The 23,909-nt window shown below is 38.9% G+C and carries 25 protein-coding genes; 20 read left to right on the forward strand and 5 right to left on the reverse strand.

Going from position 1 to position 23,909, the window contains the following annotated elements; genetic code table 11:
• Positions 1 to 41 precede the first annotated feature (41 nt).
• From rnhA to JCM9152_RS11515, 3 genes are all read left to right on the forward strand, one after another.
• A complete protein-coding gene (rnhA, locus tag JCM9152_RS11505; RefSeq protein ID WP_035344332.1) occupies positions 42 to 644 on the forward strand; it encodes a ribonuclease H in 603 nt (200 codons plus the stop codon).
• Positions 628 to 2,028: an aldehyde dehydrogenase gene (locus JCM9152_RS11510; protein WP_235715693.1), complete on the forward strand. Its 1,401-nt coding sequence runs from the start codon at positions 628 to 630 to the stop codon at positions 2,026 to 2,028. Before rnhA ends, JCM9152_RS11510 begins: the two co-directional genes overlap by 17 nt.
• 385 nt (positions 2,029 to 2,413) lie before the next feature.
• Positions 2,414 to 2,728: a catalase-related domain-containing protein gene (locus JCM9152_RS11515; protein WP_035344334.1), complete on the forward strand. Its 315-nt coding sequence runs from the start codon at positions 2,414 to 2,416 to the stop codon at positions 2,726 to 2,728.
• Positions 2,729 to 2,915: 187 nt separating this feature from the next.
• Here the strand turns inward: JCM9152_RS11515 and JCM9152_RS23295 are convergent, their stop codons facing one another.
• Entirely contained in the window at positions 2,916 to 3,158 is a 243-nt protein-coding gene (locus JCM9152_RS23295; RefSeq protein WP_081728012.1) for a zinc ribbon domain-containing protein, read from the reverse strand.
• A gap of 135 nt (positions 3,159 to 3,293) precedes the next feature.
• On the opposite strand from JCM9152_RS23295, the gene JCM9152_RS11520 reads away from it, so the two are divergent.
• Positions 3,294 to 4,040, forward strand: a complete 747-nt coding sequence (locus JCM9152_RS11520; protein ID WP_035344337.1) for a formylglycine-generating enzyme family protein — start codon at positions 3,294 to 3,296, stop codon at positions 4,038 to 4,040.
• A 538-nt stretch (positions 4,041 to 4,578) separates the two neighbouring features.
• Positions 4,579 to 6,354 carry a M3 family oligoendopeptidase gene (locus tag JCM9152_RS11525; RefSeq protein WP_035344339.1) on the forward strand — a complete coding sequence of 592 codons (1,776 nt, stop codon included), beginning with the start codon at positions 4,579 to 4,581 and terminating at the stop codon, positions 6,352 to 6,354.
• A 158-nt stretch (positions 6,355 to 6,512) separates the two neighbouring features.
• Here the strand turns inward: JCM9152_RS11525 and JCM9152_RS21915 are convergent, their stop codons facing one another.
• A complete protein-coding gene (locus tag JCM9152_RS21915) occupies positions 6,513 to 6,677 on the reverse strand; it encodes an FbpB family small basic protein (RefSeq protein WP_081728013.1) in 165 nt (54 codons plus the stop codon).
• A 181-nt stretch (positions 6,678 to 6,858) separates the two neighbouring features.
• Here JCM9152_RS21915 and JCM9152_RS11530 point away from each other — a divergent pair, with 181 nt between their 5' ends.
• From JCM9152_RS11530 to JCM9152_RS11555, 7 genes are all read left to right on the forward strand, one after another.
• On the forward strand, positions 6,859 to 7,275 hold the full coding sequence (locus JCM9152_RS11530) for a hypothetical protein (RefSeq protein WP_035344341.1): 417 nt from the start codon (positions 6,859 to 6,861) through the stop codon (positions 7,273 to 7,275).
• A 128-nt stretch (positions 7,276 to 7,403) separates the two neighbouring features.
• A complete protein-coding gene (locus tag JCM9152_RS22835; RefSeq protein WP_162831724.1) occupies positions 7,404 to 7,550 on the forward strand; it encodes a hypothetical protein in 147 nt (48 codons plus the stop codon).
• Positions 7,551 to 7,659: 109 nt separating this feature from the next.
• Positions 7,660 to 8,031 carry a hypothetical protein gene (locus tag JCM9152_RS11535; protein ID WP_035344343.1) on the forward strand — a complete coding sequence of 124 codons (372 nt, stop codon included), beginning with the start codon at positions 7,660 to 7,662 and terminating at the stop codon, positions 8,029 to 8,031.
• A gap of 710 nt (positions 8,032 to 8,741) precedes the next feature.
• A complete protein-coding gene (locus tag JCM9152_RS11540) occupies positions 8,742 to 9,122 on the forward strand; it encodes an OsmC family protein (protein ID WP_035344345.1) in 381 nt (126 codons plus the stop codon).
• Positions 9,123 to 9,154: 32 nt separating this feature from the next.
• A complete protein-coding gene (locus JCM9152_RS11545) occupies positions 9,155 to 10,537 on the forward strand; it encodes an MATE family efflux transporter (RefSeq protein WP_035344348.1) in 1,383 nt (460 codons plus the stop codon).
• Positions 10,538 to 10,540: 3 nt separating this feature from the next.
• On the forward strand, positions 10,541 to 11,167 hold the full coding sequence (locus JCM9152_RS11550; RefSeq protein WP_035344350.1) for a YczE/YyaS/YitT family protein: 627 nt from the start codon (positions 10,541 to 10,543) through the stop codon (positions 11,165 to 11,167).
• 116 nt (positions 11,168 to 11,283) lie between these two features.
• Entirely contained in the window at positions 11,284 to 12,099 is an 816-nt protein-coding gene (locus JCM9152_RS11555; protein WP_035344352.1) for a YfkD famly protein, read from the forward strand.
• A gap of 500 nt (positions 12,100 to 12,599) precedes the next feature.
• On the opposite strand, the gene yfkAB is transcribed toward JCM9152_RS11555, so the two are convergent.
• Positions 12,600 to 13,724: a radical SAM/CxCxxxxC motif protein YfkAB gene (gene yfkAB, locus JCM9152_RS11560; protein WP_035344354.1), complete on the reverse strand. Its 1,125-nt coding sequence runs from the start codon at positions 13,722 to 13,724 to the stop codon at positions 12,600 to 12,602.
• A 129-nt stretch (positions 13,725 to 13,853) separates the two neighbouring features.
• Between yfkAB and JCM9152_RS11565 the strand changes: the two genes are divergently transcribed.
• The 4 genes from JCM9152_RS11565 (at position 13,854) to pdaA (ending at position 17,586) form a co-directional block, all read left to right on the forward strand.
• Entirely contained in the window at positions 13,854 to 14,036 is a 183-nt protein-coding gene (locus JCM9152_RS11565; protein WP_035344356.1) for an SE1561 family protein, read from the forward strand.
• A gap of 4 nt (positions 14,037 to 14,040) precedes the next feature.
• A complete protein-coding gene (locus tag JCM9152_RS11570) occupies positions 14,041 to 14,676 on the forward strand; it encodes a histidine phosphatase family protein (protein WP_035344358.1) in 636 nt (211 codons plus the stop codon).
• A gap of 149 nt (positions 14,677 to 14,825) precedes the next feature.
• Positions 14,826 to 16,364, forward strand: a complete 1,539-nt coding sequence (locus tag JCM9152_RS11575) for a fumarate hydratase (RefSeq protein WP_035344431.1) — start codon at positions 14,826 to 14,828, stop codon at positions 16,362 to 16,364.
• A gap of 424 nt (positions 16,365 to 16,788) precedes the next feature.
• Positions 16,789 to 17,586: a delta-lactam-biosynthetic de-N-acetylase gene (gene pdaA / locus JCM9152_RS11580; protein WP_035344360.1), complete on the forward strand. Its 798-nt coding sequence runs from the start codon at positions 16,789 to 16,791 to the stop codon at positions 17,584 to 17,586.
• A gap of 374 nt (positions 17,587 to 17,960) precedes the next feature.
• Here the strand turns inward: pdaA and JCM9152_RS11585 are convergent, their stop codons facing one another.
• Positions 17,961 to 18,323: a hypothetical protein gene (locus JCM9152_RS11585; protein WP_035344362.1), complete on the reverse strand. Its 363-nt coding sequence runs from the start codon at positions 18,321 to 18,323 to the stop codon at positions 17,961 to 17,963.
• A 515-nt stretch (positions 18,324 to 18,838) separates the two neighbouring features.
• Between JCM9152_RS11585 and rlmD the strand changes: the two genes are divergently transcribed.
• Positions 18,839 to 20,242, forward strand: a complete 1,404-nt coding sequence (gene rlmD / locus JCM9152_RS11590; protein ID WP_081728014.1) for a 23S rRNA (uracil(1939)-C(5))-methyltransferase RlmD — start codon at positions 18,839 to 18,841, stop codon at positions 20,240 to 20,242.
• 340 nt (positions 20,243 to 20,582) lie between these two features.
• The gene (locus tag JCM9152_RS11595) at positions 20,583 to 21,029 is read left to right on the forward strand and encodes a DUF5946 family protein (protein WP_035344364.1); all 447 of its coding nucleotides are present in this window, start codon (positions 20,583 to 20,585) and stop codon (positions 21,027 to 21,029) included.
• Between the two features lie 141 nt (positions 21,030 to 21,170).
• Here the strand turns inward: JCM9152_RS11595 and JCM9152_RS11600 are convergent, their stop codons facing one another.
• Entirely contained in the window at positions 21,171 to 21,410 is a 240-nt protein-coding gene (locus tag JCM9152_RS11600; RefSeq protein ID WP_035344366.1) for a hypothetical protein, read from the reverse strand.
• A 258-nt stretch (positions 21,411 to 21,668) separates the two neighbouring features.
• Here JCM9152_RS11600 and JCM9152_RS11605 point away from each other — a divergent pair, with 258 nt between their 5' ends.
• Both JCM9152_RS11605 and JCM9152_RS11610 read left to right on the forward strand, forming a co-directional pair.
• Complete coding sequence (locus JCM9152_RS11605; protein WP_035344368.1) at positions 21,669 to 23,540, forward strand: putative bifunctional diguanylate cyclase/phosphodiesterase; 1,872 nt, start codon at positions 21,669 to 21,671, stop codon at positions 23,538 to 23,540.
• 30 nt (positions 23,541 to 23,570) lie between these two features.
• Positions 23,571 to 23,867 (forward strand): hypothetical protein, encoded by a 297-nt coding sequence (locus tag JCM9152_RS11610; protein ID WP_035344370.1) that lies wholly within the window; start codon positions 23,571 to 23,573, stop codon positions 23,865 to 23,867.
• The last annotated feature ends 42 nt before the right edge of the window (positions 23,868 to 23,909 follow it).

Genomic DNA, 23,909 nt, shown 5'->3' on the forward strand with positions numbered 1-23,909 from the left:
ACTATTTCATTAACAACAAATCTTATTCATGAGGTGTTAAATTGGCTAAAAAGAAATTTTATGTCGTTTGGAAAGGGCGTAAGACGGGGATTTTTACGTCGTGGATGGAATGTGAAGCACAGGTGAAAGGGTATGTCGGTGCTAAATTCAAATCTTACCCAACTAGAGAAGAAGCGGAGCGAGCACTGAAAGGTGAACAGGCGCAGAAGAAGACAGCACAATGTGACGATGGTGAAATTGAATGGGATAGTATCTCCGTTGATGTTGGTTGTCGTGGGAACCCGGGTATCGTTGAATATAAAGGAGTCGATACGAAAACTGGGGAAATTCTCTTTGCCCATGATGAAATAAAAATAGGGACAAATAATATGGGTGAATTTTTGGCGATTGTTCATGGTCTCGCTTATTTACATAAGCAAGGAAGTCATAAAACCATTTATTCGGATTCTTTGACGGCGATTAAATGGGTGAAGCAAAAGAAAGCAAAGTCGACATTAGAAAGAAATCTACAAACTGAATACATTTGGTCATTGATGGACCGTGCCGAACATTGGCTACAAACGAATCAGTATGAGAATGAAATTAAGAAATGGCACACCGAGAAGTGGGGAGAAATTAAAGCTGATTATGGTAGAAAGAGTTAATATAGACGGGAGTGAAGAGATAGCTATGGAAACGGTCATTAATAGGCAAAAAGCATATTACATGAATGGAAGTACACGCTCTTTAACATTTCGATTAAATCAGTTAAAACAATTAAAGGAAGTGGTAAAGGAATATGAGGAACCGTTGTTAGAGGCGCTATTGCTTGACTTAAATAAGCCGAAAGAAGAAGCATTCTTAACGGAATTTGCCCCGGTTTACCAAGAAATTACACATGTCCTTACTCATTTATCAAAATGGATACAGCCTAAAAAGGTCAAGACACCGATTACGCATAAAGGTTCGAAAAGTATCGTCTATTATGAACCTCATGGACTTTGCTTGATTATTGCCCCTTGGAATTATCCATTTCATTTAGCAATTGCACCTTTAATTGGAGCGATTGCCGGAGGGAATTGCGCAATTATCAAACCGTCAGAATTAACCCCACATACTTCAAAAGTCATTGCTGAAATGATTAGAACGTATTTCGATGATGAGTATGTGAAGGTGATTGAAGGAGATGTCGAAGTCAGTCAAGCTTTGTTAGAACAGCGCTTCGACCATATATTCTTTACTGGAAGTACAAAGGTAGGCAAGATTGTGATGAAGGCTGCAGCTGAGCATGTAACTCCGGTAACACTTGAGCTTGGTGGGAAAAGTCCGGCCATTGTCGACCGAAGTGCGAAGCTAGATTTGGCTGCTAAGAGGATTGCCTGGGGGAAGTTTTTGAATGCTGGTCAAACGTGTGTAGCACCTGATTATGTCCTCGTGCATGAAGAGGTGCTGGATTCCTTTCTACCACTTTTAAAAAAGCATACGCAGAAGTTATTTTCAAAACGTGTACGACAGAAGCGTTATCCAAAAATCGTGAGTGAGCGTCACTTGAAACGGTTAGTATCCTTCTTGGAAGATGGTGAAATCGTAGTAGGAGGAGAAGTTGATGCTGAAAATGATCTGTTATCGCCAACGATTTTAACGAATGTGGCATGGGATGCGTCTATTATGCAAGAAGAGATATTCGGTCCTATATTACCGATATTTTCATACACTTCAACTGAGGACTGCATGGAAAAGGTCAATCGTAATCCGAATCCATTAGCTCTCTATGTTTTCTCAGAAACGAAGGAGTTCCAGGAGCTGATGACGCAACACATTTCATTTGGTGGCGGTTGTATTAATGATACAATCATGCATTTGGCGACACCACACTTACCGTTTGGGGGAAAAGGTGAGAGTGGAATCGGAGCTTACCACGGCTATGAGAGCTTTTTAACCTTTACGACGAAAAAGAGTTTGCTGAAGCAGGCAACAAACTTTGATATTCCCTTTCGCTACAAGCAAGGCTCGGTGCTACTATCTCTATTAAGAAAATGGGTGAAATAAAGCTCCTATTCTTAATTAAATAGTTTATCGAGTTTCTAATTGAGAATAAATCATAAATAAAATTAAGATGGAAACTGAAACGATTGTATAACAAAGAGAGAGACATCGTCGAGAGTATTGAAGATCGATTTTTACTTCTACACACTGCTAGTCAAAGTAAAGAGGATAAAAGGTTGATTTATATGTTTCTGCGGTCTCCTATTATCAAGACTTTTAAAGAGAACCTCTTAATTATAATTATTATAAATAAAAGTTGACAGCTTTAAATTGATTGTATACAATGATAAATATAATCATATAATAATTATTATAAATAATTCGATTTTTCTTGTAGGTCATGTCTAGAGTGACAACGATGTGAAATGAGGATATAGGGGGATTCATAATGAGTAATCAATCAAATGATGTTAAGCAAGGATTAGAAGTGTTAATGGGATACCCGTTAATGAAGCAACTTGCTAGTAAACACATAGCGAAAGAGGAGGATTTCAAGGAAGCAGGGGACATTTACCGTGAGTACACGAAGGAGCAAAAGGACTTTCTTGTGACTAATGTAGTCTCGGAGCTTTCACAAGTAGAGGAGCGAACTCGGTTAATCGCAATTTGCAATTTTTATCGTGCTGATGAACAGTTAGGACATAACTTAGCAGACCGTCTAGATGTGGATATTTCACCTTATGTTGGTATGCTTAATGGCTAAATGGAAATAGTTGAGGCAGTGTCTTTAGCATAATGGACTAGAGACACTGCTTTTAATTTCTATGCGAATATCGTTGTAGAGTAGTTGAGAGCGAGTGTAAAGAGGGCAATGGCTCTGCCACACCGCTTGTTTCTCAACAAAGCCGCACATTGTTTGAAACAATACCGTAAATTGCACACGAACTAGCCTATCCAAAAAAGAAATCAAGGACATTTGATGTGCTAGACATTTCACTATTATAGAGCTCTGAGTAGCCACAGTTTGTGCAATATACAACGATAAATTTGTTATGTTGAATGTTGTGGATTTGAAATAAAGTCGTACCGTTTATAAAAATGTTGCACTTTTTTGCCCGTTTGGATAAGCTTTGTCTAAACGGGCTCTTTATGGTGAAATTAACATAGTGATAGACCACAATACGATGAGCCATGTTCTTGAATAGACTTCAAAATAAAACTGGATATTAATATTGGTATGATATTGTGAAGAAACTTTTAAACAATAATCCTTAAAAGATCTTTAAATGTTGTGTCTAAAAACATTAATTCAAGACTAGGAGAGGACAATGGTAGATAATTTAAATGACTACTTAAACGATTTAATGATGTTTATTCCTGAAGGAGAAATCCGCCTACGAGATTTTCGAAACGATCAAAAATGGATTAGTTCAAACTATAAATTTGGAATGCCGGGTATTAGAAAAAATTTACGGGAAGTTATTTGGAATGTTGAGATAAAGCCATTTTATCTTGCCAAATATGTGGTGACAGAAGATCTTTATGCGAATATTATGGGGAACAAATTTTTATCAACAACTGATGCTCGAAAACCAATGGTGAATGTTTCATGGATAGATGCAATGAATTTTTGTAATTTATTATCTGGTGCGCTGGGTTATGAAAAGTTTTATGATTTTGATAATGAAAGTAAATCAGTTATTTGCAATTATAGTACTAATGGTTTTCGTTTACCGACCGATGCTGAATGGCAATATGCTTGTAAGGCAAAATCAAAAGGATATCGGTATGGTGAAATTGATGAAATTGCTTGGTATAAAGATAATTCTAACAAACGAGTACATGAAGTTGGTGAAAAAAAGCCTAATGATTGGGGCTTATATGACATGATCGGAAATGTTTGGGAATGGTGCTGGGACTTATACGATGAAGAGACATTTGGAAATTACAGAATAATTCGTGGAGGAAGTTGGGCAGAAGAAGAACGTGGATGTGGATCTACTTGTCGTCGAAAGAGCATGCCTGATTTTTATATAGATGATATCGGATTTAGAATTGCTAGATCAATCGTCTAATAGTGCGAAACTCTGAATCAATATACATTAATGGAATTATAAGGGGTCTTACAAGGTTCATGGAACCGAAAAGAGGGTTGGAAGGGTATTTTCTCTTAAACTATCTAGGGTCCGCTTGGGAAGACCAAAGGTAGAAAATGATCGAATTTTTTATAAAAATTTATGGAACGAAATATATTGAGAGCCTGTTTTGATTATTGTTTTTTTCAAAAATAGGCTCCGATCTTTTTATTGAATCATGCGTTATAGCCCTATTTTGATCAAACTTTATTTCAACCCACAAATGTCTAACATCCAGTTGTAGCTATTTCCCCTTTGTTTTCGGTATGTCCCCATTTGATACAGCCATTCTTTTCCATCGAATCCTTCCGTAATCTTGTTAATTAGTATATAAGGATCGGACTTTGTACGTATCATTCCTCGTTGTGAAGGTGATAGAATGAACGATATTGAAATAGACTATTAGTAAAATAAAGGGTCGCTGAAAAAGCTTGGTTATTAACTTTTAAGGTGCCTCAAATTAGGGAAGGGGAGTTGTATGAATTATCCAGACGTATGGGAGCTTTCTTCTATCTTTAAGGGAGGTAGTACATCAAGTGAATTTAAGCAATTTGTCGAGGGAACGGATGATTTTTTCAATGAGCTGGAAGGACGATTGCAATCGGGAATAAGAACGGTAGAAGAGCTCGAATCAATTATTGTTGACACTCAGCAAGCGATGCAGCGTGTAAGAGAGGCGAGTGCATTTGTCAGTTGTTTAACCGCTCAAAATGTTAAGGATGAAAAAGCAACTTTATGGCAGGGGAAAATAACGGAACAGTCGACAGCTTTGCAAACAATTTGGGGGATGATTGATGTTGAACTAACCCTGCTGTCTGAAGCAAAGTGGAAGCAATTATTAGTAAAGAAGAAGATGAAAGAAATATCCTTCCACCTATTGGAAAGAAGGAAGAATGCGAAGGAAAAGCTTCCACCAGCTGAAGAGAAGCTAGCAGCACAATTGGCTATTGATGGCTACCATGCATGGGGGAAGGTGTATCAACAGGCAGTCGGTCGAATGAGTATACCATTTGTAGAGGATGGCCAAGAAAAGTTTCTATCAGCAGGACAATTGCAAAATTTGCTCCACGATGCAGACCGTCAAGTTCGTGAACGAGCCTTCCATTTATCGGAGAAAGTTTGGGGAGAAGAGGCTGGACTGTTTGCGGCCACTTTAAATCATTTGGCTGGTTTCCGTACTCAGTTGTATAAAGCGAGAGGCTGGACTTCTGTTTTAAAGGAACCGCTTGAAATGAATCGAATGAAGGACGAAACGTTGAGTGCGATGTGGGATACGATTAAGAAAAACAAACAAATGCTTTATCCTTTTATGGATAGAAAAGCAACGTTGTTAGGAATAAAGAAACTGGCTATTTATGATGTGAATGCACCATTGCCACTGCAGCACAATCAAAGCATTCCTTACGAGCAGGCATGTGAATTGATTATTAGCCACTTTAAACGTTTTAGTCAGAAGCTAGCGGTGTTCGCTGAAGGAGCTTTGCGAGATGGTTGGGTGGAGGCTGAGAACCGTTCGCATAAACGACCAGGGGGGTTTTGTACAACGTTTCCTCTGTCAAAGCAATCACGAATTTTTATGACGTATGACGGCTCGATGTCTAACGTGGCGACGTTAGCTCATGAATTGGGCCATGCGTTTCACGCGCATTGTTTGAGGGAGAAGGAGCCATTAGCACAACGGTATGCGATGAATGTTGCTGAAACGGCCTCGACATTTGCTGAAGCTATTGTTGCAGATGCATTAGTGGAGGAAGCAGACACGAAAGAAATGAGAATTGCGCTATTGGATAATAAAATTTCTCGAGCTATCGCCTTTTTCATGAACATTCATGCTCGTTTTTTATTTGAAACTCGCTTTTATGAACGAAGAAAAGAAGGTATGCTTTCGGCTGAGCAATTAAATGATTTAATGATCACTGCACAACAGGAGGCATATGGGCAGCAACTGTCAACTTACTCACCCACTTTTTGGGCATCTAAATTGCATTTCCATATAACCGGTGTCCCTTTTTATAATTTCCCTTATACATTTGGTTATTTATTTAGTCTCGGGTTGTATAAGAAGGCGCAGGAGGTGGGCAGCTCTTACGAGGAAAGCTATATTGCCTTGTTAGTGGATACTGCACGAATGAGTGTTGAGGAGTTAGCTCGGAAGCATCTCGATGTTGACTTGACGAAGCCTGACTTTTGGCAGGGGGCTATAGATGTCGTTTTAGCAGATATTGATGAATTTATGACGTTAACAAAGGAATGAAAAGGTTTTAATAGGAGCTTAATGGTGAACGTGCATATATATGAACGTAAAGCATAGAATGGTGGTAATCATGCGGGCGTTCCTCTTGAATGCCCGCATAAAGAAAAAATCGATCAGGATGATAGGTCTGAGCGATTTTTAGCTTGTAGATAGGGTCGTTAGTTTTCTTTTTGGTCGGGATCGTCTTGTACGTGTTGGAGACTTGCTTTCATTTGTCTGTCTTCTAGCCGTTTTTCAATTTCGTCTAGAGCTTTGGGGTCTTCGAGTAATTGTTTTTTGTTTTGTTGAACGAGGTCTTGAAACGATGTTAAATGTTTACGCATTAAACATCACCTTTTCTTTAGTAATACAACTATTATAACAGATATGCCCCACTTAATGATTGAATTATTATAATTTTTCGAAAAGTTGAATTGTGCATCATACGAAACGAGGTCATTCAAAAGTGGAAACCCGCCCTTTTTTAACAACCTCAATAAGAGTAGTCATGTAGAGGTGGTAACGTTGAGTTATATGTTATATGCTCGTGAAATTAATCCTCGTGATCTGCTAAGCATCCTTCAATATGAAAGTTCAGACGTATTGAGAATCGATTATTTATCTGTTATTGCCATTGATCGAGAAGAGCGGCAAATATGGAGACGTGTGTTAGCGAGCAGAAGGTTGTATTATAGTCGCATCAAATGGGTATATTCATACTTGACAGGTCAAGAGCCGTCTGTCGATCAATTACCATTTAACAGGCCTGAATCGTATCACGCTGGCGTAGCGGAACAAAAGCAGGCAGATCAACAGCGTCAGCAAAAGCTGCATGCATTATCGAATCAGGCAACAGATCATGTTGTTGTGGAGCGTCTCAATGAGTTGTTAGAGAGACAACAATATGAAAAAAATTTAATTCAACAAATAAATGAGCAATAACTATTTACAAATCACTAAATTATTGTTAGAATATTTTTAACTTTAAAAGTAATGAATTTCTTTTTTTTATTATAAAACTGAGCGAGTGCTCAATCAGGGGAAAACGACGAAAAAAGGAGCGAGGTCATATGACGGTTTCTCAAAAGCGAATGATCGAGGATATGCAAAAAGAGTTAGAGCGCTTAGCAAACGAGTTAAACGAGTTGAAAAGTGCTGAGTATGAAGGCTTTGAATCTGTTGAAACAGATGATTTCCTCACACAAGCATATAATTAAGGATTGATCGATATGAAGGGATGCACTGTGAATTCGTGCATCCCTTTCTTTTCATTTTTGCGTGCTTGTTGGTACAATAAAAGAAAGACTTGTGAAGGAGGATGGGATGATGAGTGAACAAGTAAAGACCGAATTAACGAAGAAGAAGAAATGTAGTTCATTATGCAAAGGCTTATGGATTGGTGGAGCAGTGGCTGTTGGCCTTGTCCTTGCAAAGAAGGAGTGGAGAACGAAGGTTGCTTCGGAGTGTAAGAACGTAACAGATAGTGCATCAGCAGCCGTCCGTTTTATTCGTGATCATCGTGAGGAAATTACGACGCAGGTGAAGCAAGTTTCTAATGAAATTTCTGAAGCTATAAGAGGAATTTCCACCGATCTGAAAACGATGTCTGAAACTGTTTCTCATATTAAAGAAAGTTCAGAAGACGTGATTCAAGCGACGAAGGGCGTTGCACAAGAAGTGAAGAAATTGAAAGAATAATTCAAGCGGTTGTCTTGGGGAGACAAGCTCTCAATTTTTTTGCGAAGAGAATCTCAGGAAAAGAGCTTCCTTTCGATCAAAAAAAGCCACTGGGCTAATGTCTGATCTCCTAAAAAAATCTGTATAGTTTCATGACAAACGGACATGATAATAGTCGAGGACAGCAAAAGCTGTTACTCACTCACCAAATGTTCACGATCATCATTGTTCAAAGGCACAATAGGATAGTAACTGATTTTGTAGTCAATTCTTAATGAGGTGATTACGTTGGAGGATAACAAAGATTTTCAAGATTGTTTTTTAACATGAATGAGATGAGGTGTCTCCAAAAGATAAAAATCGTTTCGACCCCACATTGTTCGTTGAATAATATATAAATGATCGCTGAATTAGGTGAATAAAAGGTGGCCACATTACGTTGGCCACCTTTAGTCTGTCAACAAAGTCTAGCAAAAGCGAGACGGTTGACAGGCTTTTTTGTTTAGAGATTTGTTACTAAGCTTCGAACCCGCTACTGAGATGGAGGACGTTGAATAACCACACGCCGGTGGATTTCAACCTGCCCTTTCCTCCTACAGGAGTCGGCCCTTAAGCGGATGACCAAACTTTATTAGTGCCCTCGTTATCGCATTTTTGTATTTGGGATGTCACATCTTAAGCAAACGTATGTTAGACTAAACTGAAGAATTGAAAGAAAAGGATGTGGAATGATGGAATTTAAAATGAAAGAGAATGGATTTCAAGGTGAGTTTGAATTTGGGACATTAGATGTTTCTGGGAATGAGGAATTTGGATTTCGACCGTTTCAGCTACTAGTGTCATCTGTTGCGGTTTGTAGCGGTGGAGTATTACGTAAGGTTCTTGAAAAAAAGCGAATTACATATGACGATATTACGATTCAAGCGGATGTGACAAGGAATGAAGCAGGTGCAAATGAAGTGACAGATATCCATCTTCATTTTAATATAGTAGGAAGTTCTGCAAGTGATCAGCAAATAGAGAAGTCACTTGAAATTGCGAAAAGAAATTGCCCGATCGTTCAATCGGTGAAAGACAGTATTCAAGTGACGGAAAGTTTCAAGCAGATGTAATTTGATCCCATGGTGCGGAAGAAGGAAAGAACATGAAAGCAGAGCAGCTCGATTTTACACATGGACCGATCTTAAAGAAGATGATTATCTTTTCATGGCCGATTTTTTTGAGTAATGGTTTACAATCCTCCTATCAATTAATTGATTCCATCTGGGTTGGAAACTTGTTAGGGGCTGATGCGTTAGCTGCGATCACGATTTCAGCAACTGTGATCTTTACGATTTTAAGTTTTATTATTGGATTAAATGGTGCGACATTAACCGTTATTAGTCAACGTAAAGGAGCAAAAGATGAGGAAGGGCTAAAGGAATCCTTAAATGCGTTTGTCTTCGTTCTTGGGACGTTAACCATATTGTTAGGCTTTATTGGCTTCTTTTTTTCAGGGACGATTTTACGCTTGCTCGGGACACCTGAGGGCGTCCTTCCACTAGCGCAATCATATTTGCAGATTAACTTTGTCGGTATTTTATTTTTATTTGGTTATAATTTTATTGGAACCGTACTTAGAGCGATGGGAGATAGTCGTACACCTGTCCGTTTTATTTTTATCGCTGTGTTACTAAATGCCATACTTGATCCATTTTTTATTTATGTGCTTAATTTAGGAATTGATGGAGCTGCTTATGCGACGATTGTCGCGCAAGGAACAGCTTTTGTCTATGGTCTATGGTTTTCGATCAAGAAGGCGGGAATTCCGTTTCAAGTGCCGACATGGCCGGATCGTAATTACTTCATTGTGCTGTTTAAAATGGGTTTACCTGCTGGGCTTTCGATGATGACAATATCAGCAGGAATCTTAGCGATTATGAGTGTCGTCACGAGCTATGGGGAAGATGTAGTTGCTGGATTTGGTGCTGCTCAACGTTTAGATAGCTATATCATGCTTCCTGCGTTAACGTTAGGTTCAGCTGTTAATAGTATGGCAGGACAAAATATCGGTGCTAGGCTGTGGAAACGAGTAGATGAAATAGCAAAAAAAGCTGTAGGATTAATTGTTGTCGTCTCATTTATGATTAGTTTGATTGTCTTTGTTAGTGCAAGACCACTCATTCAAATGTTTATCCAAGACGAGCAAACAGTTGAATTTGGTACAATGTACGTTCAAACGATTGCGTTTTTTTACCCTTTTTTAGGCATTAACTTTGTTTTAAATGGGATCGCACGTGCTGCCGGAGCAATGTTCCCAATCTTAATGCTAAATATCATTTCATTCTGGTTGCTTCGATACCCATTAACAGCATTGTTTTCGCATTTTTGGGGCGAAAATGGGATTGCACTTGGGATGGGAGTTAGTTTTATTGTGAGTAGTTTCTTTGCAATCGGCTATTATTTCCACGGAAATTGGCGAAAGATCAGTGAAGATATTGCTGAACGGACATCGATGGATACGAAAAGAAATAAGGAGAAGTTATAACGAATGAATGCTTTTACAATAAGAGTTCTAAGCTATGTCGGTGGATTATTTATCGTTTCATTTGGAATATCGTTAACGATTATATCTGGATTAGGCACGGGCGCTTGGGATGCTTTAAATGTTGGTTTAGCAAATATGACGACATATACTGTCGGCAACTGGGTTATTTTTATAGGTATTGCATTAATTTTTCTAAATGCTTTACTTGCAAAAGCCAAGCCTGAATTATATTCAATTGTTACGATTTTTGTGTTAGGATATTTTATCGATTTTTGGTTGTTGTATATTTTTTCTAATACGTTTTTTGCAACGTTTCTATTACAGCTCATTGTTTTGTGTTTAGGTATTGTCATTATAGCTTTTGGTGCCTCTATCTATTTACAAGCTAAGTTTGCCCGTATTCCGGTTGATGGTTTGATGCTCGCGATTAAAGATTTGCTAAAGGTGAATTTTTTAATTGCGAAAACGATCACTGAACTTCTTGCGTTAAGTATAGCCTTTTTCGTTGGCGGACCGATTGGATTAGGAACGATCTTAGTTACCGTTTTAATTGGCCCAATGATTCAATGGTTCTATCCGAGAGTTGAGAAGAAAATTCAATGGGAAAAAGTAAAAAATGAACATAGTTAACGATCAGGCCAGTAAAAAGTTGTAATCAAACTTTTTACTGGCCTTTTGATGGATAATATCTTTTTCCTCTGCTCAAACTACTCATAAAATAGTTTAGATTGAAGGAGGAGTGTACGATGAAGCGTGTACTCATATGGTTCATTGTTATGTTGGCTGTTATGCTGTCTCCGGTTCATATGCTAGCTGAATCAGAAGACGATAAGACGAAAGAGAAGGAAAGCAACTTTGATGTGCCTGATACTGTCATTAAAATCGGTAAGGAAAATACGTATACGAACCCTACACAAGATTTACCTTATTTGCAGCCAAGTGAGCTTGCAGATGAATTAATGGGTACAACGGACATTACAATTGAAAACCCTGATTTAGTCAAATTATTAAATGAATCAACGATCCACTATTCAAAATTAGCAATTGGCTTTCGGGCATCGATTTATTTAGGAGAATGGCCGTTATCGTATCAATCTGAAAGTACGGAAGTGAATTGGCAACATCAGAAAATTAATACGAACTTTGTCGATAATCGGGGTGGGAACAGTTCAAAGAAACTATCCTATTACCAAGAGCAACAGAAGAAGTTTACGGGTGGTTTAACCGCTAAAATACCGAATAGTGAAGCCGTAAAAAAAATGATGATGATTCATGCAGCAGAAGAAACGAATTTACCTCTTGCGTTTGAAACGGTCATTGGACAAGGAACGAGAAAGCAAAATGAGTATAACGTTCCTGCTAAGCAGGTGGGGTATTTGTACAGTCATGTTCCGGCTGTTCATGAAAAAGGGAAAGTAACGTATGGCGAGGTTTATTTAACGTTTAAAGGTGGGAAAAGAAGACTAGAAGTGAAAAATGTCACTCAGCAAGGTGTCGGATCATGGATTCCTGTTCAAGATCATCTTTCGTTCACATTTATCTCCTCTAGTAAGCCGCGGTAATAAGCCATGAAAGAGAATGAGCGATCGACTTCGTTTCGATTTAAATGAAGATCCTTACAGTTAAACCAAACTATTGTAGGCTAAAAAAGACCGCTAATGGAAGCTAATGAAAAAGTTCCTAGTACCTATGGTGATATAACTTCAACCGATGTTCGCTTTCGTACATTGCCAAAAGAGCACTAGAAAAGGTAAGAACCAAACTTATTCAGTGCTCTTTCTCTATTGCGGATCTTTTTAGATTATAATTGATCCTGCCAAAACGACACATTTAAACAAAGTAAATTGGTCTGGTGGGTTATGTTCGTAATTCGCACGACCGTCATCGTATTTTGGTTTAATATAATTCTTCTTTTCGAAAACCTAACTTGCCATTTCGATTCCCCCTTTTCGCATTACTATCTTTATTAAAATGGGAAGGGATTTATTCTACGCAATGAGAAAAGTCAGTTGCTTTCGTGTACAGATTTGAGGGAAGGGAAACATCCAGTAAACCGTATAGTTTACTGGATGTTTGATTTGCGTGATTGAAAATCAATTGTTGGATAATAAGCATCCTTAACGAGCACATTCGGACCAAGGCATTGTACAGCTGGGCAATGACAGTGGAGAGTTTGTGCAAGTGGAGATTGAAGCCATCTATCGTAAGAATCTTGTAAGCGTGTATGCTGGATGTTTCCAAGGGATGGCCCTTCATCACCGAAGTCAGTTACGATCACACTGCCATCGAAAATATTTACATTTAAACGTGAACGCCCATCTGGGTCATTTCGCACCGTGACATTGTTCGCATCATAAAGCCTCTTTAATAAGTGTAGATCTTCCTCGTTCTCATTACACGGATAAAACGGTAACGTACCGAATAACATCCAGACGTCTTCATGACGTGTGTCAAGTAAACGATGAATGCCGGCGCGAATGTCATCAAGTGAAGCGACCTCTAATGCACTTGCGAAGTCGCTTGGGTACATAGGGTGAATCTCGTGCCGTTGACAGCCCATTTCAACGATTTTCTCATGAATTTTTTCAAGGTGAGGAAGTGTTCGTTTATTGATCATCGTTTCTGCTGAGACGAGTACTCCTTCACTTGTTAGAGCTTTTGCATTTTCAATCATTCGATTATATAGCTTCTCTCGTTGCTCAATGGTTGGCTTGCGATCCATGACAGCAAAGCCAATTGAAGCAAAATCATCAACGCTCCCATAATTATAGGATATATGAAGAACGTCTAAATAAGGAATGATCTTTTTGTATCGCTTTAAATCAAGGGTTAGATTCGAGTTGATTTGTGTACGAACGCCACGATCATGTGCATATTTGAGAAGTGGTACGACATATTGATCGACCGATTTCATCGAAAGCATAGGCTCTCCACCTGTTATGCTAAAGGAGCGCAGCGTTGGAATCTCATCAAGCCGTTTAATTAACAAATCTAACGGGAGCGGATCGGGGTCCTTCGTCTGTAATGTATAACCAACCGCACAATGCTCACAGCGCATATTGCATAACGTCGTCGTAGTAAATTCAATGTTTGTTAAGGTCATTTTGCCGTATTCTTTTATATCTTCATACGCTTCCCACGGATCATGGTTAGGCGTAATCGGTTGTTTCGTATGTATCACTACCATCGTGCTCCTTTCCATTCTAATCATAACGTAAAACAAGTGATATGACGAGTGGTAGACAAAGGGTGATTGTTTCAAGTGTGTATGTTTGTTACAATTTAAAAGAATTTGAGCGAATAAAGGGGCGAAAGCATGAAACAAGGAAAGCAAATGGACGAATTGCACGAGCGACTTCACACGGTTTTACATGTATTAGATGAGATTGATCCAGAGGAGGCAGGTGTGAAGGAAATTGATCGCGTGCTTGCAATGTTAGATGATATTGAAGAAAAGTGTAAGCAATTTCGCAAAGGCTGGCAACAAAAAGGAGAATAAATAGATGAAGCTGTACTTGATTCGACATGGTGAATCAGAGGGGAACTCTTTAGGGAGAATCCAAGGTCAGGAAGAGTACCATCTTACGGACAACGGACGAAAGCAAGCGGAGTTGGTTGGACGCTATATAAAAGAAAAGCATATTACTCATTTATATAGTAGTGACTTAATTAGAGCGTGGGATACAGCATCGATTATTTCCAATCATATCGATGTGAAACCAGTGAAAGCTCAAGATGTTCGTGAAATTCATTTAGGTCCATTACAAAATTTAACCCGGACCGAGATATATGAGAAATATCCTGATGTTATTGAGACGTCAATTATTCTATCAGGAATCGAAGGGACAGAATCAGCTGAGTCGATTACGAATCGATGTAGCCACTTTCTTTCGGAGATGCTACAGAAACATATGAATGAACATGTTGCAGTAGTCTCCCACGGCGGATTTCTAAGCATCTTTTTAATGTATATTATCGTAGGTGAACAATGGCCAAGGCATAAGCGCCCGTTTCAATTGTCGAATACGAGTGTGACAAGTATTGAATGGCGAGAAGGAAAATATTCGCCACTCATTCATTATACGAACAAAACCGATCATCTGCTTATGAATGAAACAAGTAGTAAGGGGCTTTTGTAAGAGAGAAAGGGAGTCTGAAGGACATTGAAAAGTAAGGTTTTTCAATGTCCTTAAAGTCTGCCCCTTTTCCTTTTCTTTCATAGGCTTCTCGCTTTATAATAGATGATAGTAAGAACTTTATAGATGGAAAGGGAGATCTGATAATGGGTATGGAGAAGCTTCAGGAGAGTATGTATAAGCTAATTGTGGAAACGTCTACAAATCTACCAAATGACGTAAGACGTGCGATTGTAGCAGCGAAGGCAAAAGAGAATGCCGGTACTCGTGCTGCACTATCTTTGAAAACGATAACAGATAATATTAGTATGGCCGATGAGAACATTTCACCGATTTGTCAGGATACGGGGATGCCTACATTTGAGGTTAAAGTACCTGTAGGTGTCAATCAAATTGAAATGAAAAAAGCAATCTATGCAGCGATTGAACAGGCGACAGCTGACGGGAAGCTAAGACCGAATTCAGTCGATTCGTTAACGGGGAAAAATAGTGGTAATAACCTTGGTGGGGGTACGCCTGTTATTCATTTTGAGCAATGGGAAAAGGATGTCATTGATGTTCGTCTAATTCTTAAAGGGGGTGGCTGTGAGAACAAAAATGTTCAATACAGCTTGCCGGCAGAATTAGAAGGACTAGGTCGTGCCGGACGTGACTTAGATGGTATTCGTAAATGCATCATGCACTCGGTCTATCAAGCGCAAGGACAAGGCTGTAGTGCAGGGTTTATTGGAGTAGGCATTGGTGGAGATCGTACGACTAGCTACTCATTGGCAAAAGAGCAGCTGTTCCGAACGGTCGATGACGTGAATGAAAATGAAGATTTACGCAAGCTAGAAGAATATGTGTTAGAAAATGCTAACAAGCTCGGTATTGGAACGATGGGCTTTGGTGGTGAAGCGACACTGTTAGGCTGTAAGGTCGGTGCGATGAATCGTTTACCAGCAAGCTTCTTCGTATCGGTAGCGTACAATTGCTGGGCATATCGTCGGTTAGGAGTTGTGTTAGATCAGCAATCAGGCGATATTGTTGATTGGTTGTATAAGGATGACGAAACGGTTGATTTGGAACAACCTTCAAAAGAAGTTGCTGTTGCAGAAGCAACGGAAGAGGTTCGTGAGGTAGTGCTAGAGGCACCGATTACTGAGGAACAAATTCGTGAGCTAAAAGTAGGAGATGTCGTTGTTATTAATGGCATGATGCATACAGGAAGAGATGCGATTCATCATCATTTAATGGAGCATGATGCGCCGATTGACCTTAATGGACAAATCATTTACCATTGTGGTCCAGTTATGATGAAGGACGACGAGGAAAACTGGCACGTTAAGGCGGCTGGTCCAACGACAAGTATTCGTGAAGAACCGTACCAAGGAGACATTATGAAGAAATTTGGTATCCGTGCGGTGATCGGAAAAGGCGGTATGGGACCAAAAACGTTGAAGGCACTTGGAGAGCATGGAGGGGTTTATTTAAATGCGATCGGCGGTGCAGCACAATACTATGCAGACTGTATTAAGGAAGTAAAAGGGGTTGACCTAATGGAATTTGGAATTCCTGAAGCAATGTGGCACCTTGAGGTAGAAGGGTTTGCAGCAATTGTCACAATGGATTCACACGGAAATAGCTTACATGCTGATGTCGATAAGACGTCATTAGAGAAGCTTGAACAGTTTAAAGAACGAGTATTTTAAAGAGATACGAATGTATTAAAATTCGAGGGAGACATGTGAGAAGAACCGAAGAAGTTAGCGGAATCATTCAATGAAGAGCGTTGAAACGGCTCCTCACAATGCAAAAGAAGAGAAGTGCTCCTGATGGGGCATTTCTTTTTGGTTATAAGGGTTAGTCTAAAAGGAATCCACTTTCGTTATTAAGGGGAAATACCGACTGCTTAAGGAAGAAAGGGAATCTTTTTTCCACTGTTTCAGCAAAATACGGCCAGAATAAGAGATAAAGCAGAAATAGAGGAATGAGGAACCGACTAATAGAGCGTGTTATTTGTGGCGTCATTGTTAATGGTTCTTCTTGAGACAGGAACACTTTGTCTAGTCTTAGCTTTCATACATAAAGAGTGAACAGGAATGGCATTATAAAAGAAAAAAAGGAGTTGAAAGCATGAAAAAGCGGTTGCTTGTTATTGTGCTTAGTTTTCTGTTCATTTTTGTTCTCACTCCAAACGCGTTTGCTTATGATGAGACGATTTATAATTGGAGCTATAAGCCGGAAAAGGATCAAAAACCTGTAACAACAGAGTCTCATTACATAGAATTGCTTGAAAAAACGGGCGGTTTTTTTATCGGTGACACGAGTCAGAAAGAGTTGTATTTAACGTTTGATAACGGCTATGAAAATGGTTATACCGAGATTATTTTAGATGTATTGAAGGAAAAACAAGTACCAGCAGCCTTTTTTGTAACGGGGCATTATTTAGAGGATGCAACAGACATTGTTATTAGAATGGCTGAGGAGGGTCATATTGTTGGCAACCATTCTTGGTACCACCCTAGCTTACCAAAGGTTGGTGATGGACGACTTTTTAATGAATTAAATAACGTAAAGGAACGGTTTACGGAGCTAACAGGTGTTAAGGAGATGCACTATTTACGTCCGCCTCGAGGAGAGTTTAGCGAACGTTCCTTGGCTCTTTCGCAAAAGCTGGGCTATACAAACGTGTTCTGGTCGATGGCCTATAAAGATTGGGAGGTTGATAAGCAAAAGGGAGAAGAATATGCCTATGAACAAATTATGAAACGGATCCATCCAGGGGCAATTATGCTCATCCATTCAGTTTCAAGCGACAATGCTAAAGCATTACCGCGAGTCATTGATGACCTAAGAGAACAAGGGTATGTCTTTAAAAGCCTGGATGATTTAATGTTGCAGAAGCAGCTTGAGGCATTACCATTTCCTTAAAGAAGCTAAAGAGAAAGAGGTTAGGAAGACCAAGAAAAAGAGAGGTGGCTAAAAATTTCGTAACGGATCGTCATTATGCGGGTACAAAGGTCAGTGCTCTATGCGGCTCCTCATTCCTCTATTTCCCCCTCATTCCCTGTTTTATGTCGTTACGGTTTCTCATTTCCTCTATTTAAGCTAAATGAGTTCAAAAGGAGCCATAAAAGCCAAAATAGCGGAATGAAAGTTACATTTTCACCTCAGAATGCGACTTTTCTCTGATTTAGAGGAATGAGGATTACCTTTGTTGGCGAACCCTATTAACGGCTTCTCATAACGCCTCTAAGGGCACAAAAAAAGTTAAAATCCCAACTTTTTAGTGCCCTTTTTCTTATTTAATTGGCACAACTTTCTTGACCAATTGCGGCTGCGATCGTTTCAAGTGTACTGACATCTGTTACATCAAAGGCGATTGGTTGGCGACTTCGTACGATGAGCATACCGATTTCCTCATGAGACGAATTGGTTATAGGAAATTTTAGTTCTCCGTTACATTCCCATTTCAAATCATCTTCAAAGGATGAAGCGGCGACAAGCTTATGATCGAGTTGTTCGTAAATATAGATTCCGGCCCAATCAATGTATAGAACTTGTTCAACTAAGCTTTCCACTGTTTTCTCAAAAATAGTTTGCATACTTTCCTTCTTATAAACATGTGCCATAATTTGTAATGAGGCAATATCTGTAGGTATTGACACGTTATCTCTCCTTTATTTGTTTCTGCTGTATCTATTTTATCAGAGGTAAAGAGGGAAGAGGCCTAGTAAGTTTAGGAAGATTTCGTAGGTATATAGAAATGCCAACTTTCTGTAGAAGAAAAGTAAACGGAGTACATCGAAATTTGCAGGTTGGAATACGTTTCTTCGTTATTTAAACGAGCACCACCCCGGGAGATAGACGTAGTTTTGTGAGAGTTTAGAGGAGAAACATGTGCTACCCCGGGGATAGGCGTAGTTTTGTGAGAATAGAGAGGGGAAGCGTGTATTACTTACGGGGATAGGCGCAGTTTTGTGAGAGAAGAGAGAGGGAACGAGCATCACCCCAGAAATAGGCGCAGGTTTACGAGAGTATAAAGGAGAATCCTGCACCATATTGGCCATAGGTGCACTTTGATCCTTAGAATGCTCCTTCCCTTGACCTATGCTGATAGCTTTAAATGAAGTCGGCTTCTTATGCTATAATGAAGGGAATTGTGTGATCGGAGTTGAGTAGAATGAAGAGACAGGGACAAAGTCAAAACATGAAGTCAAATCAAATGGAAAAAGGACAGAAGTTTCCGTTAACGATTAAACGACTTGGAATTAATGGAGAAGGTGTCGGCTATTTTAAGAAGCAGGTTGTGTTTGTAAGAGGAGCGTTACCTGGTGAAGAGGTAGTCGCAGAGGCTGAGGTAATCCACCCTCGTTATACGGAGGCGAAAGTGTTAAAAACAAGGAAGAAATCAAGTGAGAGAATTGATCCGCCTTGTCCAGTTTATGAAAAATGTGGAGGCTGTCAGCTGCAGCATATGAATTATGAGGCGACATTAGCAGAAAAGCGTAGTATTGTCTTACAAGCGTTTGAGCGTCATACAAAGCTGAATATCGATACGTTGAACATTCAACCGACGATTGGAATGGACAACCCTTGGCACTATCGAAATAAGAGTCAAATGCAAGTAAAGAAGGAGGGGAAATTCGTAAGAGCGGGTCTATATGCACGAAACTCCCATGAGCTTGTTGATTTGTCTGAGTGTCCCATCCAGCACAAAGCGATTAATCGAGTGACTAGAGTTGTCAAGCAAATATTAACCGATTTAAACGTGTCGATTTATCAAGAGCGCAAGCATAAAGGTGCGATTCGTTCGGTTGTATCACGAGTAGCGTTTGAGACAGGAGAGATTCAAGTCGTTCTCGTGACGAAAACTAATGATCTACCGAGGCAAGATGCAATTATTGCGGAAATCAATCAGCGCTTGCCCGAAGTGAAATCGATTGTTCACAATGTGAATGAAAAGAAAACGTCGCTCATTTTCGGTGATCAAACGAAGGTGATTGCTGGGAATCGCGCGATTGTTGAGAAATTAGGTTCAAGATCGGTTGCTTTATCAGCAAGAGCGTTTTTCCAGCTGAATCCGGTTCAAACCGAAAAGCTTTACAACAAAGTAAAGGAAGTTGGAGCGTTCACGGGAAAAGAAAAAGTAGTCGATGCGTACTGTGGAGTTGGAACAATTGGGTTATGGATTGCTGATCAGGTTGCTGAAGTGAGAGGGATGGATGTCATTGCTGAGGCGATTGAGGATGCAAAAATGAATGCACAGGAAAATGGATATCATCATTTGGCGTATGAAGTAGGAAAAGCGGAGAACTTACTGCCTAAGTGGATTAAGCAAGGTTGGAAGCCTGATGTGATCATCGTTGATCCACCGAGAGTGGGCTGTGACAAGCAGCTTTTGCAAACGATTAAGAAAGTAAAGCCGAAAAAGATTATATACGTCTCCTGTAATCCGGCAACATTAGCGAAGGATGTGGAGGAGCTACGCCAAGAGAACTATGCAGTGAAGTCGATCCAGCCAGTAGATATGTTTCCGTGGACGGCCCAGGTGGAAAATGTTGTGGTTCTTGAAGTAAAGAATTGAAAATGAGCTCAACTAGGCTCATTTTTTAATTAAAGGGCGTATTCATGGACTATATCTTAATTTACTCATCATATTGCATTAAAAAATAAAGCCTTGCAAGATACGAAAAGATCGCATTCTAATAATTGTATTCTTGTGTTTGTATTGGTAATCCTTAGTTTATTAATACAATCAGGAAAGTTGATTATTATGAACTAAGGAGCAAATACTAGTAGGTTCAATGCCTAGTTATCACAAATTTATCATTGATTTTCCAAGATGAAGAATGAAGTTGACATTGCCACTACGTCAAAGGATAAAATGATCATTAATGAATGTATTAAAGGAGTTTGAATGGTACATGGTTGATAATAACACTGTTATGGAATCTGGGATATGCATTGAATGTGGAGCTAGGGAGACTGATGGACTTTCATGTTATCAGCAATTCGGTTTTCCACTTGTTTGGGAGCATAATGACCCTAAACTGTATGAGCTGCATTTTTGGCTTGTTTCATGTTATATGATACAACATCCTTCAAATTATACAGAAGAAGGATATAAAAATTTAGTCAAACTATTTATTAACGCTTATGATAATAATTGGAGTACTCCATATATTCTCAAAAAGAATCGAGAAATAGTTAAATCAGTAGATAAAATCACAACCCCTATTCCAAGTAAAGAAAGAAAGCGTAAACTAAAACTGTGGTCTATGACAATTGAAGATATATATTTAGGTGGGGAGAAACAGGCAATCGTGAATATTAATAAATGGAAAGAGCAAATAAGAAAAGAGTTAAGATGATAATAAAATAGAAGAATTCCTATAGCTTAGTTATATAGAATAACTATGAAAATATAAATTCATTGTGCCGATCCTCCAAAACGCTTCATTTTAACTTAGCATAAAAGCCTAGTGTAACACGGCAGCTACACTAGGCTTTTGCTATCTTGATTGATGTTGCCGATTCATTCGTTCTGCTACTCGATATGCATCGATCATACCCCAAATCCACATAAGTGGTGCTGTAATAAAGCCAATTAAAAGAAACATAAGAAGGCCATTTATTGCTTGAATAATAATAAAGATAATTCCTTTTCCAATTTGGCCGTTATAAATTTGACCGAGTCCGCACCAAAGAGCACTGAGGACTGCTGCTAATCCTGGATTTTTTAATGGTTGCATTTCTATCACCTCGTTTCCATCGTAATACATTCTAACATAATTTTATTAGATAAGGAGAAAAAAATAACTGAATTCTTCGAAGAGGATTCAGTGGAAAAGAAAGGTTTTTCCCTAATTTCTTGCAGACTTTAACAGATTGTTTCAAAAAAATGTTGAAACGTGATACAATAAAAGAGGAAATTGCCTTATTTTGTTGAATAATCATGTAAGCGCTTTAAATGATGTAGGTTTTAGGTTGTTGTCATGGGGGAAGATAGGATGATACGGAAACCTTTATTAACGATCAATCAATTACTAGTTGTCTTAATTTGTTTGCTTGGTTTGCAGTTTAGCTTACCTTATGTTGTAAATGAGTCACTTTTAGGGGTTGTGGAGTTTACTATATATATCCTGCTCATTCTGTTATTTGTACGAATATTCATTGGAATAAAAGAGAAGAACAAAGCGCAACATCAAATTGAAAGCATGTATGAATCAGCCCATTCAGTGTTATGGCTTAGAGATAGTCGAACAAACGAATTATTACGGGTGTCTTCTTATGTCAGTGAAATATTTGGATATTCGAGCGAGGAATTAGTAGCATCGCCAACTCTTTGGTATGAACGGATACATCCAGATGACCAAAAGAGGTATTCACCATCATATTGGCAGAAGAAGATCGAAAGAGATGGAAATGTAACGATTAAATATCGCATCATCCAAAAAAATGGAGAAGAATGCTGGGTGCAAGATCAAATATATCCGATTTATTCAGAAAGCGGATCATTAATGAACATTGGTGGCATTGTAACCGATATAACAAAAGAGGAACAAGCGGCAGAAGAGGTTCGTTTTCTATACTTTAATGACCCGGTTTCAGAGTTTGCTAACTATGAAGGCTTAAAATATACGTTATTTGAACGAATTAAATATGGAGAGCCATTTGGTTTTTATATCTTAAAGGTCAATCGCTTGAATTTCATACGTAAGCATATTGATCAGGAAATTGCTGAAGAGGTCATTCGCTTATTGGCAAAGCGATTTAAACCTTTATTAAGTTCGAATTTATACATAGCGAGAATTAGTGATAGTCGTTTTGCAATTATTGATCGTAAGATGCGCCCTAATGAACAGACGATCAAGATGATACGCTTTGCAATTAAAACCATCGAACAATCGATTAAAGTCGATCAATATGAGTTTTTCTTAACGGCAACGGTTGGCGTTACCCACTTTCACAGTGTTGGTGAAACGGTGAAAGACTTGCAAAAGAATGCTCAACATGCGCTCGAGCATGCGAGAGAAAATCATCAACCGTTTGCTTTTTTCCATAAATCAATGAATACACGTCCTAATGAGGCAATGAGAATTGAAGCGGATTTGCGTAAATCAATTGACCAAGAAGAGCTTCTATTATATTATCAACCAAAGCTAAATATTCAAACGGGTGATCTAGTCGGAGTAGAAGCGTTAGTTCGTTGGAACCATCCAAGTGGTCGAATGATTTCACCAGGGGAGTTTATTCCGATTGCAGAAAGGACGGGGCTCATTTTATTAATTGGAGAATGGGTCATCGAACAGGCATGTATCCAAATGAGGAAATGGACGGAGGAAGGAATCTATGTTCCTTCTGTATCTGTAAACCTATCAGTTAGTCAGCTGTTCCAACATAATTTAATTGAGAAAATGGAGCAGTTTTTGAAGGAGAACGCCCTTGAGCCTAATCGGTTAGAGTTAGAAATTACTGAAACGATGGCGATGGATAAGGGAAGTGTTCAGCAAATCTTAACGAGAATCAAAAAGCTAGGTGTTAGTATTAGTATAGATGATTTCGGTACGGGGTATAGCTCACTAAATCAGTTACGAGATTTGCCAATAGATATTGTCAAAGTCGATGGTTCATTCGTTAGTGATATTACAACGAACGAAAAGGCAAATGCCCTCTTATCGTCAGTTATAAGAATGACGAAACTTCTGAAATTGAAAGTGGTTGTCGAAGGTGTAGAAACACAAGAACAACTAAATAAGCTGTATGAAAACGAATGTGAAGTCGTTCAAGGGTTTGTCATAAGTAAGCCGATCTCAGCAGAAGAAATTGTTGCGCAAAAAGAACAATTAAAATGTAAGATAAAAAGGCTAAATGTGACTTAGGCTAAAACGTGTAAGAAGGAAGGAATGGAAATGGTCATGTATAAAGCATCGTTTATTCATCCGTATACTCATATCCCTTTTATTATTTACTATAATAAAAATGAGGGATATATGACATTGGCAAAGGATGAAGAAACTTTAGAGCTTGTTTTGAAGATGCAAGATGGGTTAGGCAATAATGAAGAGTATATTGAACAGCTTGAAAAAGCGAATAAAGTTTGTGAAACTCCTTATCCATGTGGCTCCTTTGGAGAATTGTTCGATTTTCTTGAACAGATAGGTGTGGGGAAGGAGGACGTCACATTTCAATCAATGTACTTACATTAATACAAACGAAGGCGGGTTCTTTGAGAAGCTGAATCTGAATTC

Origin of the sequence: Halalkalibacter hemicellulosilyticusJCM 9152 (assembly GCF_000513115.1) — a bacterium.
In the GTDB taxonomy this organism is placed as follows: domain Bacteria; phylum Bacillota; class Bacilli; order Bacillales; family Bacillaceae_D; genus Halalkalibacter; species Halalkalibacter hemicellulosilyticus.

What these genes read in the sequence shown, in the direction of transcription:
- JCM9152_RS11605 (WP_035344368.1), top strand. Translation starts at nt 21,669, where the DNA reads ATGATACGGAAACCTTTATTAACGATCAATCAATTACTAGTTGTCTTA.
- rlmD (WP_081728014.1), top strand. Translation starts at nt 18,839, where the DNA reads ATGAAGAGACAGGGACAAAGTCAAAACATGAAGTCAAATCAAATGGAA.
- yfkAB (WP_035344354.1), bottom strand. Translation starts at nt 13,724, where the DNA reads ATGGTAGTGATACATACGAAACAACCGATTACGCCTAACCATGATCCG.
- JCM9152_RS11595 (WP_035344364.1), top strand. Translation starts at nt 20,583, where the DNA reads ATGGTTGATAATAACACTGTTATGGAATCTGGGATATGCATTGAATGT.
- JCM9152_RS22835 (WP_162831724.1), top strand. Translation starts at nt 7,404, where the DNA reads ATGACGGTTTCTCAAAAGCGAATGATCGAGGATATGCAAAAAGAGTTA.
- JCM9152_RS11515 (WP_035344334.1), top strand. Translation starts at nt 2,414, where the DNA reads ATGAGTAATCAATCAAATGATGTTAAGCAAGGATTAGAAGTGTTAATG.
- JCM9152_RS11570 (WP_035344358.1), top strand. Translation starts at nt 14,041, where the DNA reads ATGAAGCTGTACTTGATTCGACATGGTGAATCAGAGGGGAACTCTTTA.
- JCM9152_RS21915 (WP_081728013.1), bottom strand. Translation starts at nt 6,677, where the DNA reads ATGCGTAAACATTTAACATCGTTTCAAGACCTCGTTCAACAAAACAAA.
- pdaA (WP_035344360.1), top strand. Translation starts at nt 16,789, where the DNA reads ATGAAAAAGCGGTTGCTTGTTATTGTGCTTAGTTTTCTGTTCATTTTT.
- JCM9152_RS11525 (WP_035344339.1), top strand. Translation starts at nt 4,579, where the DNA reads ATGAATTATCCAGACGTATGGGAGCTTTCTTCTATCTTTAAGGGAGGT.
- JCM9152_RS23295 (WP_081728012.1), bottom strand. Translation starts at nt 3,158, where the DNA reads ATGGCTCATCGTATTGTGGTCTATCACTATGTTAATTTCACCATAAAG.
- JCM9152_RS11600 (WP_035344366.1), bottom strand. Translation starts at nt 21,410, where the DNA reads ATGCAACCATTAAAAAATCCAGGATTAGCAGCAGTCCTCAGTGCTCTT.
- JCM9152_RS11545 (WP_035344348.1), top strand. Translation starts at nt 9,155, where the DNA reads ATGAAAGCAGAGCAGCTCGATTTTACACATGGACCGATCTTAAAGAAG.
- JCM9152_RS11575 (WP_035344431.1), top strand. Translation starts at nt 14,826, where the DNA reads ATGGAGAAGCTTCAGGAGAGTATGTATAAGCTAATTGTGGAAACGTCT.
- JCM9152_RS11610 (WP_035344370.1), top strand. Translation starts at nt 23,571, where the DNA reads ATGGTCATGTATAAAGCATCGTTTATTCATCCGTATACTCATATCCCT.
- JCM9152_RS11540 (WP_035344345.1), top strand. Translation starts at nt 8,742, where the DNA reads ATGGAATTTAAAATGAAAGAGAATGGATTTCAAGGTGAGTTTGAATTT.
- JCM9152_RS11555 (WP_035344352.1), top strand. Translation starts at nt 11,284, where the DNA reads ATGAAGCGTGTACTCATATGGTTCATTGTTATGTTGGCTGTTATGCTG.
- JCM9152_RS11510 (WP_235715693.1), top strand. Translation starts at nt 628, where the DNA reads ATGGTAGAAAGAGTTAATATAGACGGGAGTGAAGAGATAGCTATGGAA.
- JCM9152_RS11565 (WP_035344356.1), top strand. Translation starts at nt 13,854, where the DNA reads ATGAAACAAGGAAAGCAAATGGACGAATTGCACGAGCGACTTCACACG.
- JCM9152_RS11535 (WP_035344343.1), top strand. Translation starts at nt 7,660, where the DNA reads ATGAGTGAACAAGTAAAGACCGAATTAACGAAGAAGAAGAAATGTAGT.
- JCM9152_RS11520 (WP_035344337.1), top strand. Translation starts at nt 3,294, where the DNA reads ATGGTAGATAATTTAAATGACTACTTAAACGATTTAATGATGTTTATT.
- JCM9152_RS11550 (WP_035344350.1), top strand. Translation starts at nt 10,541, where the DNA reads ATGAATGCTTTTACAATAAGAGTTCTAAGCTATGTCGGTGGATTATTT.